This is a genomic window from Sphingobium jiangsuense, assembly GCF_014196495.1.
In the GTDB taxonomy this organism is placed as follows: Bacteria; Pseudomonadota; Alphaproteobacteria; order Sphingomonadales; family Sphingomonadaceae; genus Sphingobium; species Sphingobium jiangsuense.
Window position 1 is genome coordinate 167865 of the sequence record NZ_JACIDT010000004.1, and the last position, 18749, is coordinate 186613.

Genomic DNA, 18749 nt, shown 5'->3' on the forward strand with positions numbered 1-18749 from the left:
ATGGCAAACGATCCCGGAGCGACGAACTTGCCGCTCACGCCACCAAGGCGGTTTCGCGATCCCCGGTAGTGTTTTTCCCATGTTGCCGCCGCACCAGCCTGCCGGGATAGGCGCCGGTCGGCCGGTCGTCGCGCCGGGTGATCGTGCCGTTCACCATCGTCAGCACATAGCCGCTCGCATTCTGGATGAAGCGCCGCGCATCGGCCGGCAGGTCCTGCACCAGCTCCGGCAGGCCGATGGCGAGCCGGTCATAATCGATGACGTTGATGTCCGCGCGCTTGCCGGGCACCAGCGTCCCGCGATCGGTCAGGCCATAGAGGTCGGCCGGATCCTTGCTGATCTTGCGGACCAGCATCTCGATCGGATAGGTCGGCCCGGCCTTGCGGTCGCGGCCCCAATGGGTGAGCAGGAAAGTCGGGAAGCTGGCGTCGCAGATGAACTGGACATGCGCGCCGCCGTCGCCCAGCCCCATCAGATAATGCGGATCGGTGAGGCACTGCTCCTTCTTGCGCAGGTCGCCGTCGACATAGCCGGTGGAAAACCAAATCAGCACGCCCTTGCCGTCCTGCGCAATCAACCGGTCGTAGCAGATATCGAGCGGATCGCGGCCTTCCACCGCGCCGATCGCCGCCATCGACTGCGACAGGTCCGGCTCGTAATCGAGTCCCTCCAGGCTGTAGATCGCGCTCATCGAGCGTTGCAGCGTCGCGTAGATATGCTTGAACGGATCGTCGAACCCCGGACTGACATCGGCCTCGCCAAGGATCGCCGCCTTCACCGCCGGGTCCGCCATCCGCTTCGCCCGCTCCGCGAGCGGCAGGTCGGCGATCGCCGCATAGCTCGGCCGGGCGGTGAAGGGATGATAGCTGTCGAGCGAGATCAGCCCGCCGACCGGCCGGGGCGAAAATTGCGGATGGATGCGCTCGCCCGCCGCCTTGATCTCGGCGATGATGCCGCGCGCCTTTTCATATTCCGCATCGCCGAGCGATATGCCCTCGGCGAAGGTGAAGGTGACGGGCTGGCCGGTGGCGCGGTGCAGCCGGCGCATCATCCCGATCTCGGCCGTCAGGCTGTGCTTGTCGCGCAGATGGCCGATGCCGGCCATGAGCTGCTCTCCTTCCTGCCCTTCGGCGCCGCCGGTGATGCCCGACGGGATCATCTGGAGCACGCCCCCACCCGCGTCGCGCATCGCCTGGGTGAGCACCAGCAGTTCCTCCTCGGCCGCACCGGTGCCCGGCAATATGCCGCCGTCCGACCCGCGATGCAGGGTGACGCGCGAGGTGGCGAAGCCCACCGCGCCCGCCGCGATCGATTCCGAGACGATGTCGGCCATCTGCGCCAGCTCGGCCTCGGTCGCCGGCTCGTCGGTCTCGGCCCGCTTGCCCAGCACATAGGCCCGCACCGCGCTGTGCGGCACATGGGCGGCGATGTCGAGCGCGTAGCTCTGGCGGTCCAGCGTGTCGAGATAGTCGGTGAAGCTCTCCCAGCCCCAGGGAATGCCGACATGCAGCGCGGTGCCGGGGATATCCTCCACGCCCTCGGTCAGGGTGATCAGCCAGTCCTCCGTCCCCTTGCGCACCGGCGCGAAGCCGATGCCGCAGGAGCCGATGACGATCGTGGTGACGCCATGGCCCGCGCTCGGCATCAGGTCGCGGTCCCAGGTGACCTGCCCGTCATAATGGGTGTGCGGATCGACGAAGCCGGGCGTCACATAGCTGCCCGCAACGTCGATCACCTCGTTCGCCTGCGCGCCGATATTCGGCCCGACGGCGGCGATCCGCCCGTCCTTGATCGCGATGTCGCCGACGAAGGGCGGCGCGCCCGTGCCGTCGACGATGGTGCCGTTCTTCAGGAGAATGTCGTAGCTCACCGATGCCGTCCTCTGCCATGAACGCCCTCTTGCGGGGCATTATCCTATTAATATTAGATTATGTGCCGGAGTCGGTCAAGCAAACGGTTAAAATCCGCCTCCGGCCGTGGGAAATGCCGGGCGAACCGCTCCCACCTGCTGTTCGCCCGGCATGCGGCCGGCAAGACGGAACCGGCGAAAAGCCAGAACCCCGGCCCCGTCTCACCCGCGCGTGAAGCTTTCGCCCGCCGCGGCCTTCGCCTCCAGCAACGGCGAGGGCCTGAACGCCTCGCCATAACGGACCTCATATTCCTTCAGCTTCGCCACGATCTTCGGCAGGCCCACCGTGTCGGCCCAGAACATCGGACCGCCGGTATAGACGGGCCAGTTATAGCCGAGGATCGCCGCCATATCGATGTCCGAGGCGCGCAGCGCGATGCCCTCCTCCAGCAGCTTCGCGCCCTCGTTCACCACCGGGTAGAGCAGGCGGGCGATGATCTCCTCGTCGCTCTGCGATCCGCTGTTCCCGATGCCCTTATGCGCGGCGAAATCGGCGATGGCCTGCGCGGCGACGGGCGAGGGCGTTGCCTTGCGCGCCTCGTCATAATCATAATAGCCGCCGCCCGATTTCTGCCCCAGCCGGCCCATGGCGACGAGGTCGCGCATCACCGTGCGTTCACCCTCGCCCCGGCCCAGCACGTCGAGGCCGACAAGGTCGATCATGCGGAATGGCCCCATGGCGAAGCCGTAATCCTCGATCGCCTTGTCGATCTCCGCCGGGGTGGGGCCTTCCAGCACCAGCGCGTCGGCCTGCACCGCGCGCTGGTTCATGATCCGGTTGGCGATGAAGCCGAAGCAGACGCCGGACAGCACCGGCACCTTGCCGATCGTCTTGGCGAGCTTCATCGCGGTGGCGACGACCTCCTTCGACGTCTTGTCCCCCCTCACCACCTCCAGCAGCCGCATCACATTGGCGGGCGAGAAGAAATGCAGGCCGACCACCCATTCGGGCCGCGCGGTCGCGGCGGCGATCTCGTTGAGGTCGAGGAACGAGGTGTTGGAGGCAAGGATCGCGCCCTGCCGGACGATGCCGTCGAGCCGGGCGAAGATATCCTTCTTGACGCCCATCTCCTCGAACACCGCTTCGATCACCAGATCGACATCGGCCAGCGCCTCAAGGCCCAGCGTCGGGGTGACGAGCGCCATGCGCTGCTCCACCTGCTCCTGCGTCATCCGGCCCTTTTTGGCGGTGTTCTCGTAATTCCTGCGGATGACGCCGAGGCCGCGGTCCAGCGCCTGCTGGTTCATCTCCACCAGCGTCACCGGGATGCCGGCGTTGAGGAAGTTCATCGTGATGCCGCCGCCCATCGTTCCCGCGCCGATGACGCCGACCTTCGCGATCGGCAGCGTCGGGGTGGAGGACGGTATGTCGGGCACGCGCGCGGTGCCGCGTTCGCCGAAAAAGGCGTAGCGCTGCGCCTGCGATTCGATGCTCGGCTCCAGTTCCTGGAACAGCTCCCATTCGCGTTTGACGCCCTCTTCGAAGGGTAGCTCGACGGCCGCCTCGATCGCCTTGACGATATTCTCCGGCGCCTTGAAGCCCTTGAAGGCGCGGGCGTTCTTCCTGCGGAACTCGGCGAACAGCTCCGGCTTGCCGCGATAGGGATCGACCTTGTTCTGCCGGTCGCGCACGCGCATCAGCGGGCGGCCCTCCTCGACGACCTTGCGCGCGAAGGCGACAGCGTCCTCGCGCAGCGTGGCTTCCCCGGCCAGCGCATCGACCACGCCCAACCGCTCGGCCTCCTTCGCCTTGATCGGGCGGCCGGAGACGATAAGGTCGAGCGCGGTCTCCGGCCCGACGATGCGCGGCAGGCGCTGGGTGCCCCCGGCGCCCGGTAGCAGGCCCAGATGCACCTCCGGCAGGCCGACCTTCGCCGACGGCACGGCGATGCGATAATGGCAGACCAGCGCGAGCTCCAGCCCGCCGCCCAGCGCGGTGCCGTGGATGGCGGCGATCACCGGCTTGCTGCAATTCTCGATGACGTCGAGCACCGCGCCCAGCGTCGGCTCCTCGGGCGGTCGGCCGAATTCGGAAATGTCGGCGCCCGCGAAGAAGGTGCGCCCGCCGCAGATCAGCACGATCGCCTTGACGCTATCGTCCGCGCCCAGCGTGCGGATGCCATGGTCGATCCCCCTGCGCACGGCGATGCCCAGCGCGTTCACCGGGGGCGAATCGATGGTGAGGACGCCGATCCCGTTCTCGATCGACAGCGAAGCCACGTCAGTCATGTAGTCTCCTGAAAAACAATAGATTGCGGCGGATCGCCGCCCCGGTCAGATCGAGCGGCTCACGACTTCCTTCATGATCTCGTTGGTGCCGCCGAAGATCCGGGTGACGCGCGCGTCCCGCCACAGCCGGGCGACCATATATTCGTTCATATAGCCCGCGCCGCCGTGCAGCTGCAGCGCGGCGTCGCAGACGCGCCCCTGCATCTCGGTGTGCCAGAGCTTCGCCGCCGACGCCTCCGCCGTGGTCAGCTCGCCCGCCACATGGCGCTTGAGGCACCAGTCGATATGGGCCCAGCCGACCTGCAACTGGGATTTGAGGTCCGCCAGCGTGAACTTGGTGTTCTGGAACTCGAACACGGTCTTGCCGAACGCCTTGCGATCGCGGGTGAAGGCCACCGCCTCGTCGAAGGCGCGCTGCGCGCAAGCCTGCGCGGAAATGGCGATCGACAGCCGCTCCTGCGGCAGCTGGCTCATCAGATAGACGAAGCCCTCGCCCTCCTTGCCCAGCACATTGCTGCGGGGCACGCGCACATCGTGGAAGAACAGCTCCGACGTATCGGCCGAATGCTGGCCGATCTTGTCGAGGTTGCGGCCCTTTTCGAAACCGGGCGTGTCCGCGTCGATCAGGATCAGCGTCGTGCCCTTGGCGCCCAGCGTCGGGTCGGTCTTGGCGACGACGATGCAGACATCGCAATTCTGGCCGTTGGTGATGTAGGTCTTGGACCCGTTGACGATATAGTCGTCCCCGTCCCTGACCGCACTGGTGCGCACGCCCTGAAGATCGGACCCGGCGCCCGGCTCGGTCATCGCGATCGCGCCGATCACCGCCCCGCTCACCATGCCGGGCAGATATTTCCGCTTCTGCTCCTCCGACCCGTAGCGCTCGATATATTCGGCGACGATGTCGCTCTGGAGCGTCAGCCCCGCCGACGACCCGGCATAGGCCAGCTCCTCGGCCACCACCGCATTATAGCGGAAGTCGAGGCCGAGGCCGCCATAGTCCTCCTTGACGGTGGGGCAGAGCAGCCCCGCCTCGCCGCAGGTCAGCCAGAATTCGCGGCCGACGATGCCCTCATGCTCATGCTTGTCGAGATTGGGCAGCAATTCCCGCTCGAACAGGCGGCGCACGGTGTCGCGGAACATGTCGAGATCGTCATCATAGGCCGTGCGGCCCGCTACATCCAGCATTGGGATACTCCGATTCATATTCTGGCCGGCGCGCAAAAGCGGATATTGCCACCCGGCGCAACCCCTCTTATGCTCCCTAGTTGATCGATTAAATAGGAAAAGGCAAGCGGGAGAGGCGATGATGCTGACGATTCTGGTGACGATGACGGTGAAAGCCGAGGATGCGGACGAGTTCGAGGCGGCGCTGAATGCGCTGATCCCGCTGCTGCGCAAGACCGAGCCGGAGACGCTGCGGTTCGACTGCTACCGCGTCGCGCGGCAGGACGGGGTCTATCGCCTGCTCGAAGCCTACACATCGCGCGAGGCGCTGGACTTCCACATCAACAATCCCGCGACCGAGGCGCAGCGCGCCACGTTCAAGCGGCTGCTCTCTGGCCCCACCGAAGTGCTGACGCTCACCCCGCTGGGGGGCAAGTGATGGGGGCGTCCGGCCGTGTGCTGCGCCTCGGCGCGATCGAGGGCATCGGCCCGTTCGCGCTCTCGCGGGAAACCCCGGTGCCGCCGGGACCGGGCGAGATCCTCATCCGCGTCGAGGCCTCCTCGCTCAACTATCATGATTATGCGGTTGTCACCGGACTGCTCGGCGCGCGCGACGGCGTGACGCCGATGTCCGACGGCGCCGGCATCGTCGAGGCCGTCGGCGAGGACGTCACCGACTTCAAGCCGGGCGACCGGGTGGTCAGCCTGTTCTTCCCGCTCTGGCAGGATGGCGACATCTGCCCTGCTTACACGAAGATCGTGCCCGGCGACCGGGGACAGGGCTTCGCCCGCGACCATGTGACCGCGCCCGCAAGCTGGTTCACCCCCGCACCCGCCGGCTGGACGGCCGCCGAGTCGGCTACCCTGCCCTGCGCCGCGCTCACCGCCTGGCGCGCGCTGATGGTGGAGGCGCGGATCAAGCCCGGCGACTGGGTGCTGACGCAAGGGACCGGCGGCGTCTCCCTGTTCGCGCTGCAATTCGCCAAGGCGGCGGGCGCGCGGGTCGTCGCCACCTCTTCCTCCGACGCTAAGCTGGAGCGGCTGCGGGCGATGGGAGCCGACGCGCTGGTCAATTATCGCGAGACGCCGGAGTGGAGCCGCGCGGTGGTCGAGGCGACCGGCGGCTTCGGGGCCGATGCGGTGGTCGAGATCGGCGGTGCGGGCACGCTGGCGCAGTCGATCCGCGCGGCGCGGGTGGGCGGCCATATCGCGCTGATCGGCGTGCTTGCGGGCTATAGGGGCGAGGTGCCGACCGCCGAGATCATGGGCCGCAATATCCGCCTGACCGGCATCACCGTCGGCAGCCGGACCCATCAGCGCGCGATGATCCGCGCGCTGGAGGCCAGCGGTATCCGCCCGGTGATCGACCGCGCTTTCCCTCTGGAGCAACTGGCCGACGCCTTCGCCTGGCAGGCGTCGGGCGCGCATTTCGGCAAGATCGTCGTGGATCTTGCGCAGGGTCAAGAGCAGGACCGGCCCGCATGAACCTCGATTTCACCCCGGCGGAAGAAGCGTTCCGCCGGGAAGTGCGCGCCTTCTTCCGCAACGACTATCCCGCCGCCGTGGTGGAGAAGATGCGGCGCGGCGACCCCATCACCCGCGCCGATCAGGAACAGGCGCAGCGGGCGCTGCACGCCCGCGGCTGGCTGGCCTATGCCTGGCCCGCGCCGTTCGGGCCGGGCTGGACGGCGATGCAGCGCCATATCTTCGAAGAGGAAGGCGAACTGGCGGGCATGGCGCCGCTCAGCCCGACCAGCCTGTTCTACATCGGCCCGATCCTCTGCCGCTTCGGCACGGAGGAGCAGCAGCGCGAATGGCTGCCCGCCATCCTCGAATCGCGGACCTTCTGGGCGCAGGGCTATTCCGAGCCGGAAGCGGGATCGGACCTCGCCAGCCTGCGCATGACGGCGGTGCGGGAGGGCGATCATTATGTGCTGGACGGCACCAAGCTGTGGACCTCCTATGCCGATTATGCGGACTGGATATTCTGCCTGGTGCGCACGTCGAGGGAGGCGCGCAAGCAGGATGGGCTGTCGCTGATCTGCTGCGATCTGCGCACGCCGGGCATCAGTGTGCAGCCGATTCCGACCATGGGCGGCGAGGCGCATCTCAATCGCGTGACCTTCGACAAGGCCCGCGTGCCCGCAAGCGGCCTCATCGGCGAGGAGGGCAAGGGCTGGTTCTACGCCAATGCGCTGTTGCAGAATGAGCGGCTGTCCTATGCCCATATCGGCCGCAAGAAGGCCGACCTCGCCGAATTGCGCCGCGCGGGCAGCGGGGACGATGCCTTTGCCGCGCGGCTGGCGGCGACGGAGATCGATCTGGCGATGCTGGAAATGTCGGTGCTGCGCGCGCTCGCCGGGGAGATGACGCCGCAGGCGGTCTCCGCGCTCAAGATCCGTTTCACCGAGGCCGCGCAGGCGGTCACCGAACTGCAACGGCTCCACGCCGCCAGCTTCGCCGCCGACGCCAGCGGCGTGTCGGGCAAGGCGGCACGGGCCTATCTGTCCGAGCGGGCAGGCACCATCTACGGCGGGACGAGCGAGATTCAGAAGACGATCATCTGGCGGCATCTCGCAAGTCCGCATTAATCTAATCGATCGATTAAATAGCGATTGCCGCCATCGGCGGCGTCGGATAAGGGAGGAATGGGCGGGCCTCTCTCAGGCCGGCGGTTCGAAGGCAAGCGAAGGAACAACAGGATATGCTCAAGACGCGTTTCACCGAATTGTTCGGGGTGGAGCACCCGATCGCCCAGGGCGGCATGCAGTGGGTTGGCACCGCCGAGCTGGTGTCGGCCGTCGCCGATGCGGGCGCGCTGGGTTTCCTGACCGCGCTGACCCAGCCCACGCCGGAAGCGCTGGCGAAGGAAATCGCCCGCACGCGCGAGATGACCGACAAGCCCTTCGGCGTGAACCTCACCATCCTGCCGTCGATCAACCCGCCGCCCTATGCCGAATATCGCCGCGCGATCATCGAGAGCGGCATCAAGGCGGTGGAGACGGCGGGCTACAAGCCGCAGGAGCATGTCAACGATTTCAAGGCGAACGGCATCAAGGTCATCCACAAATGCACCGCCGTCCGCCATGCGGTGTCGGCGCAGCGCATGGGCGTGGACGCGATCTCCATCGACGGCTTCGAATGCGCGGGCCATCCGGGCGAGGACGACATACCGGGGCTGGTGCTGATCCCGGCGGCGGCGGACAAGATCACCATCCCGATGCTGGCATCCGGCGGCTTCGGCGACGGCCGGGGACTCGCGGCGGCGCTGGCGCTGGGCGCGGACGGCATCAACATGGGCACGCGCTTCTGCGCGACACGGGAGGCGCCGATCCACGACAGCTTCAAGGCGGCGATGGTCGCGAACGACGAGCGCGCCACCGACATCATCTTCCGCACCTATCGCAACAGCGCCCGCGTCGCCCGCAATGCCATCAGCCAGCAGGTGCTGGCGATCGAGGCGCTGGGCAAGCCGTTCGAGGAGGTCGCGCATCTGGTGAAGGGCGCGCGCGGGCGTGAGGGGTTGATCAGCGGCGACACCGATCATGGCGTGTGGACCGCCGGGATCGTGCAAGGGCTGATCCACGACATTCCGACCGTGCGCGAACTGGTCGAGCGCATCGTTTCCGAAGCGGAGGACGTTATCTCCCGCCGCCTCGCGGGCATGATCGCGCCCGCCGCTCTGGCCGTGGACGCCTGACATGGACCTCGAATGGAGCGAGGCGGACCTGCGGTTCCGCGATGAGGTGCGCGCTTTTCTCGACGCCAGCCTGACCGACGACCTGCGCAATGCCGGGCGGCGCATGACCAGCGTCTATGCCGATCATGACGCATCGATGAAATGGCAGAAGATATTGCACGCCAAGGGCTGGGCCGCCCCCGCCTGGCCGAAGGAATATGGCGGCGCGGGCTGGACGGTGACGCAGCGCTACATCTGGTGGCGCGAGCGCGTCGCGGCGGGCGCGCCGCCCGTCTCGCCGATGGGCATCCAGATGTGCGGGCCCGCCCTCATCGGCCACGGCACGCCGGAGCAGAAGGCCTTTTTCCTGCCCCGGATGCTTTCCGGCGAGCATTTCTGGTGCCAGGGCTATTCCGAGCCGGGCGCCGGCTCCGACCTCGCCTCGTTGCAGATGAGCGCGGTGGAGGATGGCGACGATCTCGTCTGCAACGGGTCGAAGATATGGAACACCCATGCCGATGTCGCCAACTGGGCCTTCTGCCTGGTGCGCACCGAAAAGGCGGACCGGCCGCAAAAGGGCATCACCTTCCTGCTGATCCCGATGGACACGCCCGACATCACCGTGCGCCCGATCGTCGCACCGTCGGGCGACCATATCCAGAACCAGATTTTCTTCGAGGATGTGCGCGTCCCCAAGGCCAATGTCGTCGGCAGGATCGGCGAAGGGTGGACGGTCGCCAAATATCTGCTGGAATTCGAACGCGGCGGCGTCGCCTATGCGCCCGAATTGCAGGTGCGGCTCGACCGCATCGTCGCGCTGGCGCGGGAGATGCCCGCCGATGGCGGCGGCGTGCTGTGGGACGACCCGGCCTTCGCCCGCAAGGTCGCGGCCGCGCGCATCCGCATCGAGGCGCTGGAGGTCTATGAGTTCCGGGCAATGGCGGAGGCCGAGACGCCCGGCGCGTCGGGGTCGGTGATGAAGATCATGGGCACGGAGCTGAGCCAGCATCTCACCGAACTGGGGCTGGAGGCGGCGGGCCATTACGGCCGTGCCTATCAGCCGCAAGCGACCTGCCCCGGCGGCCCCGTCCACCTGCCCCATGGGCAGGACGGCTTCGTGGGGCCGCGCGACGCGGCGATCGCCCCGCTCTATTATCTCAATGACCGGGCAGGGTCCATCTATGCCGGGTCGAACGAAATCCAGCGCAATATCTTGGCGAAGGCGGCGCTGGGGCTGTAATGGCAAGGCGGCGCTCCTGCATCAGCCGGAGCGCCGCCGCCGGGTCGCCTTGTGCCAGCCGCGTCAACGTACCCGTTCCAGCGTCTGGTGCGCATCCCTGTAGATCAGCTTGAGGTCGCGCTTGGAAATCTTGCCGGTCGCGAGGCGCGGCAGGGGAGCCTCGCTCAGCACGACATAGCGAGGCACCTTGTAATTGGCGAGGCGGGCGTTGCAATGGGCGACGATCTCCTCCGCGCGGATCGACCGGCTGGCGTGGACGATCGCCATCGGCGTCTCTCCGAATTTCTCGTCGGGCGCGCCGATCACCGCGACCTCCTCGATCCCGTCGATCTCGTTGATCACCGCCTCGATATCGAGCGGCCAGATGTTGAGGCCGCCGGAGATGATGATGTCCTTCAACCGGTCGACGAGCTGCATATTGCCCTTCTCGTCCATGATGCCGATATCGCCCGACCGCAGCCAGTCGCCGAAAAAGGCTTCTCTGGTGGCTTCGGGATTGTTCCAGTAGCCGACCATCACGCCCGGCCCGCGCACCACGATCTCGCCCGGCGTGCCGACGGGCACGTCCTCGCCCTTTTCGTCGACGATGCGATGCTTGGTGAAGATGCCGCCGCGCCCGCATTGCTCTGGATGGTCGATCGCTTCGGCGGCGGGCATGACCGAGGAATTGCCGCCCGCTTCCGTGAGGCCGTAGAGCTGGCGCAGGATCACGCCCTTTTTGCGCCAGGTTTCGAGCAGCGCCAACGGCACGCGCGCGCCGCCCGCCGCGGCCCATTTGATGTGCGACAGGTCCGCCTCGGCAAAGCCGGGGCAGGCGGCGATCCTCTCCCAGAAGGTGGGCACGCCGCCGAATATCTGCACCTTTTCCTCGACCAGCAGGTGCAGCGCGCGCTCGGCGTTGAAATCCGCCTCGACGAAATCGGTCATGCCGAGGTTCAGGAATTCGACCAGCTGGATGGTGCCCGCGCTGGTGTAGAGCGGCGCGACGTTGATCGCGGTCGCCCCCATCTGATGCTCAGGATAGTTGATGACCGCTTCCAGCGCATAGCCCAACATGGTGCGGTGGCTCAGCATCACGCCCTTGGGCCGCGCCGTCGATCCGCTGGTATAGCCGATGACGGTGATCGCGTCGGGATCATGATCGCCGGTGAAGGAAACCGGATCGCCCCGGCGCAGCGCGGCCACCTCGTCGAGCCGCAGCAGCCTGTGGCCGAGGCCCTCCAGCATGTCCGCCTTGTCGCCGCCGACATAGAGCATCACGGGCTGACAGTCGGCGGCGACCGATTCCGCCTCCGTCTGGGTATAGCGATAGTTCAGCGGCACCAGCGTCCCGCCCGCGCGGATGATGCCGAGCGCGGCGGCGCACCAGTTCATCGAATTGGGCGCGAAGATAGGCACCCGGTCGCCGGGCTTGAGGCCCCGCGCGCGCAGGTCCAGCGCGATGCGCGCGGTCCATTGCTCGAACTCGCCATAGGTGGTGACGTCCGGCCCGACCACGATCGCCCGGTTGCCGGGTATCTTGTCGGCCCACCAGCGCAGCGTCTGATCGATCGTCCCCGTCATCGGCCTTCCCTTCCCTCAAGCCTGCTAGCTCAATAGCCCCTGATCGTCGCATAGCGCTCCGCCAGCAGCGCATTGCCGCCCAGCAGCGCCTCGCTCACGCGCGCCCATTTGATGTAGTTGCCCGCGACATGCTCGGCGGTCATGCCGATGCCCCCATGCATCTGCACCATTTCCGTGCTGATGAGGTGGATCGCCTCGCCCGCCATATATTTGGCGAGGATCGCAAGCTCCTCAAGATCCTCCCGCTCCTCGTCCGCCGCGGCGAGCGCCGCCTGCACGCAGGATCGCGCCAGCTCCAGATCGACCAGCATCAGCGCGGCGCGGTGCTGCAACGCCTGGAAGGAGCCGATCTTGCGGCCGAACTGCTCGCGGGTCTTGAGATAGTCGACGATGATCTCCAGCGCCCGCTCGCCCGCGCCGACCATCTCGGCGGCAAGGCCGATGCGCGCGAGGCCGGTCGCATGGGCGACCAGATCGCCATTGCCGACGAGCAGAGCATCCTCCGCCACCGCGACGCCGTCCAGCAGCACATGGGCGAAGGCGCGGCCGTCGACGCTGTCGATCGCCTCGACCTTCACCGCCTTGCCGTCCGCCAGGAACAGCATCGGCCTGTCGCCCCGCGCGGCGACCAGCAGCACATCGGCATCCGCGCCGCCCGCGACCCAGCTCTTGCGGCCCTCCAGCACCCAGCCGCCGTCCTGCTGGCGGGCGGTGGTCGCAAGCGCCGATCCGTGATGCGCACCCTCGCCGATGGCCAGCGCCGCCCGCAGCTGCCCGCCGAGCAGGCCGGGCAATATATCGGCGCGCGCCTTGTCGGAGCCGTGCCGCGCCACCAGCGCCGCCGCGATGCCGTTCGCCAGCAGCGGCATGTCGGCGATCTCGCGGCCGATCTCGCCCAGCAGCGCGCCGAGGCCGGTGAAACCGAAACCGGCGCCGCCCGCTTCCTCCGGCACGGCGGCGGCGGCCCAGCCCATTTCGGCGGCCGCGCGCCACTGGGCCGGACCCAGCGCCGGGTCCCGGCCCAGCCCGGCGCGCGCGGGCGCATTCTCCCTCACCCATAGGCGGGCGGTATCTTCGAGCATTTGCAGATCGTCGGCGGAAACAGTCATGTCAGGACCTTCAGTCGGGCAAGCCAAGCACGCGCTTGGAAATTACGTTGAGGTTGATCTCCGACGTCCCGCCTTCGATCGAATTGCCCTTGGACCGCAGCCATTTGCGCGTCTCGGCAAGGTCGCGGGGGTCGAAATTGCCGCCCGACCAGCCCAGCCCGTCGAGGCCCAGCAGCTCGACCGCCAGTTCGCCGCGCGCCTGATTGGCCTTGGCGGACGCATATTTGACCACCGAGGTCAGCGCGCCGACGCTGCCCGAATCCGTGTCGATCTGCGAGCGCCGCGTGGTGAGGTCCACCGCCCGGTCGTAGAGATTGTGCCGCGCGATCCGGTTGCGCAGCGCGCCGTCGGCGATCCGCCCGTCGACCTCGCCCACGGCCTGCTTGGCCAGATCCTCGATCCGCACGCTGCGGTCGCCGCCGAAGCCGACCGCCGACACGTTCTGCCGCTCATATTGCAGCAGCTTCTTGGCGATGGTCCAGCCGCCGTTCAGCGGCCCCACCATATTCTCCTTCGGCACCTTCACATCGTCGAAGAAAGTCTCGCAAAAGGGCGAGGAGCCGGAAATCAGCTCGATCGGCCGCACCGAGACGCCGGGCGTGCGCAGGTCGATCAGCAGGAAGGATATGCCCTGATGCTTGGGCGCGGCGGGATCCGTGCGCACCAGCGCGAAAATCCAGTCGGCTTTGTCCGCATAGGTGGTCCACACCTTCTGCCCGTTGACCAGCCAATGACCGCCCTTGTCCTCCGCGCGGGTGCGCAGCGAGGCGAGGTCGGACCCGGCGCCCGGCTCCGAATAGCCCTGGCACCAGCGGATCTCCCCGCGCACGATGGGCGGGAGGAAGCGTTGCTTCTGCTCCTCCGTGCCATATTCCAGCAGCACCGGGCCCAGCATCCAGAGGCCGAAGGAAAAGAGCGCGGGACGCGCATTGGCCCGTTCCAGTTCCTCCTGCAAAATCATCGCCTGCGCCGCATCCAGCCCGCCGCCGCCATAGGCGGCAGGCCAGGTCGGCGCGGTCCAGCCCTTGGCGATCATCGCCTCCAGCCACTGCCTGCTCTGCGGATTGGGGAAGCTGGCGTTGCGCCCGCCCCAGGGTATTTCTTCCTCCGGCATCGGGGTACGGATCGAGTCCGGCAGGTTCGCCGCGATCCACTCCCGCACCTCTGCACGAAAATCACTCAAGCTGCTCGCTCCTCGGCGCCGACGTCCGGCCGGTGCGCCGGAGTCACCCCCCGTATTAATCGATGAATTAAATATCTGTCCAGCCCCAATCAGCGCAGCATCAGCCCGCCGTCGACGACGATGCTCTGGCCGGTGATGTAGGACGCTTCCTCGCTCGCCAGGAACAGCACCGCGACCGCGACTTCGGCGGGGTCGCCCCAGCGCCGCGCGGGAATGGTCTGGAGGATCGCATCGCGGCTCGCGCTCTGTTCCGCCCAGTCGATGATGCGGGTCTTGATGAAGCCGGGCGCGACGAGGTTGACGCGGATGCCGTCGCGCGACCACTGGTCGGCGACCGCGCGGGTAAAGCCCAATATGCCCGCCTTGCTCGCGGTATAGGAAGGAAAAGCCCTCAGCGCGATGAAGCAGGCGCTCGACCCGACGATGACGATGGAGCCCTTCCGTTCCTTCAGCACCGGGTGGAAGAGATAGCAGAGTTCCGCCGGGCCTGTCAGGTTCACCTCCAGCGTGTTGCGGAACCCCGGCATATCATATTCGTCGTCGCGCGATTGGCCGGCATTGCTGATCAATATGTCGAGCGGCCCGAAGCCCTCGACGAAGGCCGCGCGCTCTTCCGGGTCGTCCATTCGCAGCCGGTGATAGGTGAAGGATGACAGATCGTCCTCATAATCGCCCGCGGCCGCTCGGGTGCCGGTGATGTGCACGATCGCGCCCGCGTCCAGAAATTTCTGCGCGATGCTTAGGCCGATGCCCTGCGTGCCCCCGGTCACCAGAATAATCTTGCCGGAAAAGTCGAATTTAATCATTCTATTCCCCTTTGCGCCGACCGAGCGGCCGGCGATGTCCGCGATATTCCCTGCGGGCGGCGGCCCGATCCTGCCCGCGCCCGATCCGCCCGTCTAGGGCTCGCGCCAGTCGCTGATGAACAGCGCGGCCTTGGCGATATGCTTTTCCACCGCGCTGACGCTGATCTCCTCGATCTCGGCGATCTCGCGATATTTGAAGCCGTCGAGCCGGTGCATCAGGAAGATGCGCCGGGTGCGTTCCGGCAGGCTGTCCAGCGCCTCCGTCACCGCCGCCAGCCGCGCCTGCGAATCCAGCACCTCGTCGGGTAGCGGATCGTCGCAGCGCAGTATGTCCTGCAGGTCGGGCGACAGCGGCTCGGCCACCCTGCCCCGCTCGCGCCGGTCCTCGTCGATCGCGATGTTGCCGGCGACGCGCAACAGGAAGCTGTCGGGATTGATTACCGGCCGGCCATAGGCCAGCATGCGGGCGAAGGCCGCCTGCAACAGGTCCTCCGCCTTGCCGGACCGGCGTGTCCAGCGCTCCACCCGGCGCGACAGATGCCTCCAGGCGGACTGATCTTGGGGTGCGTAAGCCATGCTTTGATTCTCGCCTCTCCAAGCATTTAAGTAATCAACTACATAGTTCACCACAAGATAAATATCGCCCCCGGTCGCCCTCTCGGTGCGCCGCGTCAGTGCGCGGGGTCGGCAGGGTCGAAAAAGGGAACGCGGGATACCCACAGGAACAGCGGCACCGCCGACAGCGCCAGCCCCGTCCAGATGTTGAAGGCGAAGGCGTAGCTACCGGACATCTGCTGAGCGAGGCTGAAGAGCACCGGTCCGATGCCGGTGCCGACATAGAGCATGACGATGCCGAGGATGCCGAAGATGCTACCATAATAGCGCCGCCCGAAGATGCGCACGGTGCAATAGGCGAGGCAGTCGGCCTCCGCCCCCACCGCGAAGCCGAAGATCGGCAGCGCGATCAGCAGCGCGGCGCCGGTGCCGCCGTAGGTGAGCAGCAGGAAGGCCCCGGCCTCGGCCGTCAGCACGATCGCCATCAGCACCGAGGCATGGATGCGCACCCGGTCGATGATGATGCCGGTGAGGAATCGCCCGGTAACGGTCGCGAAACCGAACAGGCCGAGCGCGGAGGCCGCCTCGGCGCGGCTCAGCCCCTCGGTCGCGAGGAAGGGCATCAGGTTCACCGACACGCCGCCCACGCAGATGCCGTAGATCAGCGAGCCCAGCGACATGACCCAGAATACCGGCATGCGCATCGCCGCGGCGAGCGCATGGCCCTCGCCCTTCGCGGCAAGGCGCGGGGTCTTGTGCTCATGATGCCCCTCGCGCAGCCACAGCGCGAGCAGCGGCAGGATGAGGATCGGGAACGCCGCCTGCACGAAATAGGCGGTGCGCCAGTCATAGGCGTCGATGATCGCCTGCATCAGGCGCGGGCCGATGATCGCGCTGGCGCCGATGCCGGTCGACATCAGCCCCAGCGCAGTGCCGAGGCCCGCCGAAAACAGGCTGCTGACGATCCGCCCATAGGTGATGGCGCTGGTGCCCGAAACGATCGCGCCGATGGCGAAGCCGCTCATATAATAATGGGCGAGCGTCTCCACCGCCAGACCCGTCGCGGCCAGCACGATGGCGAGCAGGGAAAGCGAGACGAGCGCCACCCCCTTCGCGCCCACCCGGTCGGCCAGATATCCGGCAAGCGGCGCCGACAGGATGGCGCCGAGGCTCCAGCACAGCATCCACCCGGTCACCTGCGTGACCGACCATCCGAACTCTTCGCTCAGCGGCTGGATGAAGGCGCCCAGCGAATAGGCCGGCACGCTGCCGAAGCAGATGCCGAGCACGACGCCGATCATCGATTTCCACGACCGGCGGAATTCCTGTCCGATCGACATGCGGCCCGGCGCTGCGGCAAGCGACCCCATGCTCAACCGCCCTTGCCGGCGAAGCGGTTCACCAGCCCGCCGATCAGATAGTCGCGCACCTGCGGCTGGTTGAGCGACCGGAAGTCCCAGCCGCCCGGCCGGAACACCGACCGGCTCACCTCCGGGTCGGTCATCAGGCCGATTTCTCCCCCCGCCACGCGGAAGGTCAGGCCGTTGACGTTCGCCGCCGCATCCGAGCAGAGCCAGAGCACGAAATTGGCGATATGATCGGGGTTGAGATCGGTTTCGGGCGCTTCGTTGAGGCTCGTCACCATGTCGCGGACGATGAACTGGTTCCACGCGGTGGGAAAGCCATGCACCAGCTCCGCCTCGTTCGCCATCGCCGACGCCTTCGGGTCCGCGCGCATGCGCGACACCGCGCCGGGGCGGATCGCGTTGACGCGGATGCCATAGGGGCCGAGATCGCGCGCCACCGAGCGGGTGAAGCCGACCGTGCCTTCCTTGACCGCGGCATAGATGGAATTGCCGTAGAAGCCGAGGCCGCCGGTGGACGCCGTATTCAGAATCGCGCCGGAGCGCTGCTCCATCATCGGCCGCGACACCGCGCGCGTCATGTTGAACGTGCCCTTGAGGTGCACGGCGACGAGGCTGTCGAAATCCTCGTCGGTCGCCTCATAGATGCGGGCGAAGCGTTGGTTGCCCGCATTGTTGACCAATATGTCGACCCGGCCGAATGCGTCGAGCGCGGCCGCGACGATCGCGTTCGCGCCTTCCGAGGTGGCGACGCTCTCGACGCTCGCGATCGCCTCGCCGCCTTCCTCGCGGATTTCCCGCGCCACGATTTCGGCCAGCGTCGCGTCCGACCCTTCGCCGTCGAGCGGCGACCCGTTGTCGTTCACCACCACCTTCGCGCCCGCGCGGGCGAAGGCCAGCGCGTGGGACCGGCCGATCGACACCGGTTGCCCCGCCCCGGTGACGATCGCGACCTTTCCGGCCAGCGGCTTCCTCTCGTCGATCATGACTGTCTTCCCTCATTGAGACCCAGCCCGCGTCCCAGCGCGGCAAGGCGGCTCCTCTTGAAATCCTCGGCGACCGCGCTCGTCCCGACGTCGAAGCCGTGGAAGGCGCGCGGATAGACCTGCAACTGCGTCGGCACGCCCGCGGCGATCAGGCGCGTGGCATAATCGACATTCTCATAGACCAGCATGTCGAGCGCCGCCGCGCCGATATAGGTGGGCGGCAGGCCGGAAAGATCCTCCGCGCGGGCGGGCGAGGCATAGGCGGGAACGTCCGGCCCGCCCACCGCCTCCTCGCCGAGCAGCGACGCCCATCCGAAGGCGTTGCTTTCGCGGAACCAGGCGACCTTGCCGGTGACGCCATCGGGCGCGGCCTTCGCGCGGCGATCGTCCAGCATCGGATAGATCAGCGACTGGAAGGCCAGCGCAACCTCCCCCCTGTCGCGCGCCATCAGCGCCAGCGCCGCCGCCAGCGCGCCGCCCGCGCTGACGCCCTCCACCGCGATGCGCGCGGGATCGATGCCGAGCGCCGCCGCCTCGCGGTGCATCCAGAGCAGCGCGGCGTAGCAATCCTCGACCGGGCCGGGATAGCGGGTTTCGGGCGCCAGCCGGTAGTCGACCGAGACGATGACGATCCCCAGCTCGGCGACGATGCGGCGGTTGAAGGGCTCGCCATTGTCCGCCGTGCCGCCGACGAAGCCGCCGCCATGGATGAACAGCAGCGCGGGCACGGCGCCCGCACGTGCTTCCGGCTCGTAGACGACCAGCCGCACGTCCGGCGCGCCATTGAGGCCGGGCGCGGAGCGTTCCGTCCGCCGCACGCCGTCATCGGTCGGGCGGACATAGGCGGCCCAGAGCGCGCGCATCGTCTCGCGGTCCTCCGCCAATGTCGCGGCGGCAAAGGGGCGCGTCGGCATCTTTTCCATCAGCGGCAGCAATTCGGGATCGACCTCGGACATAGT

The 18749-nt window shown here is 67.4% G+C and carries 16 protein-coding genes; 5 read left to right on the forward strand and 11 right to left on the reverse strand.

Going from position 1 to position 18749, the window contains the following annotated elements; all coding sequences use genetic code 11:
* Positions 1-34: 34 nt before the first annotated feature.
* The 3 genes from GGR43_RS07530 to GGR43_RS07540 all read right to left on the reverse strand — a co-directional run bounded on the left by GGR43_RS07530 (position 35) and on the right by GGR43_RS07540 (position 5326).
* A complete protein-coding gene (locus GGR43_RS07530) occupies positions 35-1870 on the reverse strand; it encodes an N-acyl-D-amino-acid deacylase family protein (protein ID WP_188071350.1) in 1836 nt (611 codons plus the stop codon).
* A 201-nt stretch (positions 1871-2071) separates the two neighbouring features.
* Positions 2072-4138, reverse strand: coding sequence for a 3-hydroxyacyl-CoA dehydrogenase NAD-binding domain-containing protein (locus tag GGR43_RS07535; RefSeq protein ID WP_188071351.1), 2067 nt, complete (start codon positions 4136-4138; stop codon positions 2072-2074).
* Positions 4139-4183: 45 nt separating this feature from the next.
* A complete protein-coding gene (locus tag GGR43_RS07540; RefSeq protein WP_188071352.1) occupies positions 4184-5326 on the reverse strand; it encodes an acyl-CoA dehydrogenase family protein in 1143 nt (380 codons plus the stop codon).
* A 118-nt stretch (positions 5327-5444) separates the two neighbouring features.
* Between GGR43_RS07540 and GGR43_RS07545 the strand changes: the two genes are divergently transcribed.
* The 5 genes from GGR43_RS07545 to GGR43_RS07565 all read left to right on the forward strand — a co-directional run bounded on the left by GGR43_RS07545 (position 5445) and on the right by GGR43_RS07565 (position 10224).
* Positions 5445-5744, forward strand: a complete 300-nt coding sequence (locus tag GGR43_RS07545; protein ID WP_188071353.1) for a putative quinol monooxygenase — start codon at positions 5445-5447, stop codon at positions 5742-5744.
* Positions 5744-6790: a zinc-dependent alcohol dehydrogenase family protein gene (locus tag GGR43_RS07550; RefSeq protein ID WP_188071502.1), complete on the forward strand. Its 1047-nt coding sequence runs from the start codon at positions 5744-5746 to the stop codon at positions 6788-6790. The genes GGR43_RS07545 and GGR43_RS07550 overlap by 1 nt, the downstream gene beginning before the upstream one ends.
* The gene (locus tag GGR43_RS07555; protein ID WP_188071354.1) at positions 6787-7896 is read left to right on the forward strand and encodes an acyl-CoA dehydrogenase family protein; all 1110 of its coding nucleotides are present in this window, start codon (positions 6787-6789) and stop codon (positions 7894-7896) included. The genes GGR43_RS07550 and GGR43_RS07555 overlap by 4 nt, the downstream gene beginning before the upstream one ends.
* A gap of 113 nt (positions 7897-8009) precedes the next feature.
* Positions 8010-9005 carry an NAD(P)H-dependent flavin oxidoreductase gene (locus GGR43_RS07560; protein WP_188071355.1) on the forward strand — a complete coding sequence of 332 codons (996 nt, stop codon included), beginning with the start codon at positions 8010-8012 and terminating at the stop codon, positions 9003-9005.
* 1 nt (position 9006) lies between these two features.
* Positions 9007-10224 carry an acyl-CoA dehydrogenase family protein gene (locus tag GGR43_RS07565; RefSeq protein ID WP_188071356.1) on the forward strand — a complete coding sequence of 406 codons (1218 nt, stop codon included), beginning with the start codon at positions 9007-9009 and terminating at the stop codon, positions 10222-10224.
* A gap of 63 nt (positions 10225-10287) precedes the next feature.
* Here GGR43_RS07565 and GGR43_RS07570 read toward each other — a convergent pair whose 3' ends face one another.
* The 8 genes from GGR43_RS07570 to GGR43_RS07605 form a co-directional block, all read right to left on the reverse strand.
* On the reverse strand, positions 10288-11787 hold the full coding sequence (locus GGR43_RS07570) for a class I adenylate-forming enzyme family protein (protein WP_188071357.1): 1500 nt from the start codon (positions 11785-11787) through the stop codon (positions 10288-10290).
* A gap of 29 nt (positions 11788-11816) precedes the next feature.
* Positions 11817-12896, reverse strand: coding sequence for an acyl-CoA dehydrogenase family protein (locus GGR43_RS07575; protein ID WP_188071358.1), 1080 nt, complete (start codon positions 12894-12896; stop codon positions 11817-11819).
* A 10-nt stretch (positions 12897-12906) separates the two neighbouring features.
* Entirely contained in the window at positions 12907-14079 is a 1173-nt protein-coding gene (locus GGR43_RS07580) for an acyl-CoA dehydrogenase family protein (RefSeq protein WP_223177345.1), read from the reverse strand.
* Between the two features lie 89 nt (positions 14080-14168).
* Complete coding sequence (locus GGR43_RS07585; protein WP_188071359.1) at positions 14169-14885, reverse strand: SDR family NAD(P)-dependent oxidoreductase; 717 nt, start codon at positions 14883-14885, stop codon at positions 14169-14171.
* A 93-nt stretch (positions 14886-14978) separates the two neighbouring features.
* The gene (locus tag GGR43_RS07590; RefSeq protein ID WP_188071360.1) at positions 14979-15461 is read right to left on the reverse strand and encodes an RNA polymerase sigma factor; all 483 of its coding nucleotides are present in this window, start codon (positions 15459-15461) and stop codon (positions 14979-14981) included.
* Between the two features lie 95 nt (positions 15462-15556).
* Positions 15557-16810, reverse strand: coding sequence for an MFS transporter (locus GGR43_RS07595; protein ID WP_188071361.1), 1254 nt, complete (start codon positions 16808-16810; stop codon positions 15557-15559).
* Between the two features lie 2 nt (positions 16811-16812).
* A complete protein-coding gene (locus GGR43_RS07600; RefSeq protein WP_188071362.1) occupies positions 16813-17790 on the reverse strand; it encodes an SDR family NAD(P)-dependent oxidoreductase in 978 nt (325 codons plus the stop codon).
* Positions 17787-18746, reverse strand: coding sequence for an alpha/beta hydrolase (locus GGR43_RS07605; protein ID WP_188071363.1), 960 nt, complete (start codon positions 18744-18746; stop codon positions 17787-17789). Before GGR43_RS07605 ends, GGR43_RS07600 begins: the two co-directional genes overlap by 4 nt.
* Between the last annotated feature and the right edge of the window lie 3 nt (positions 18747-18749).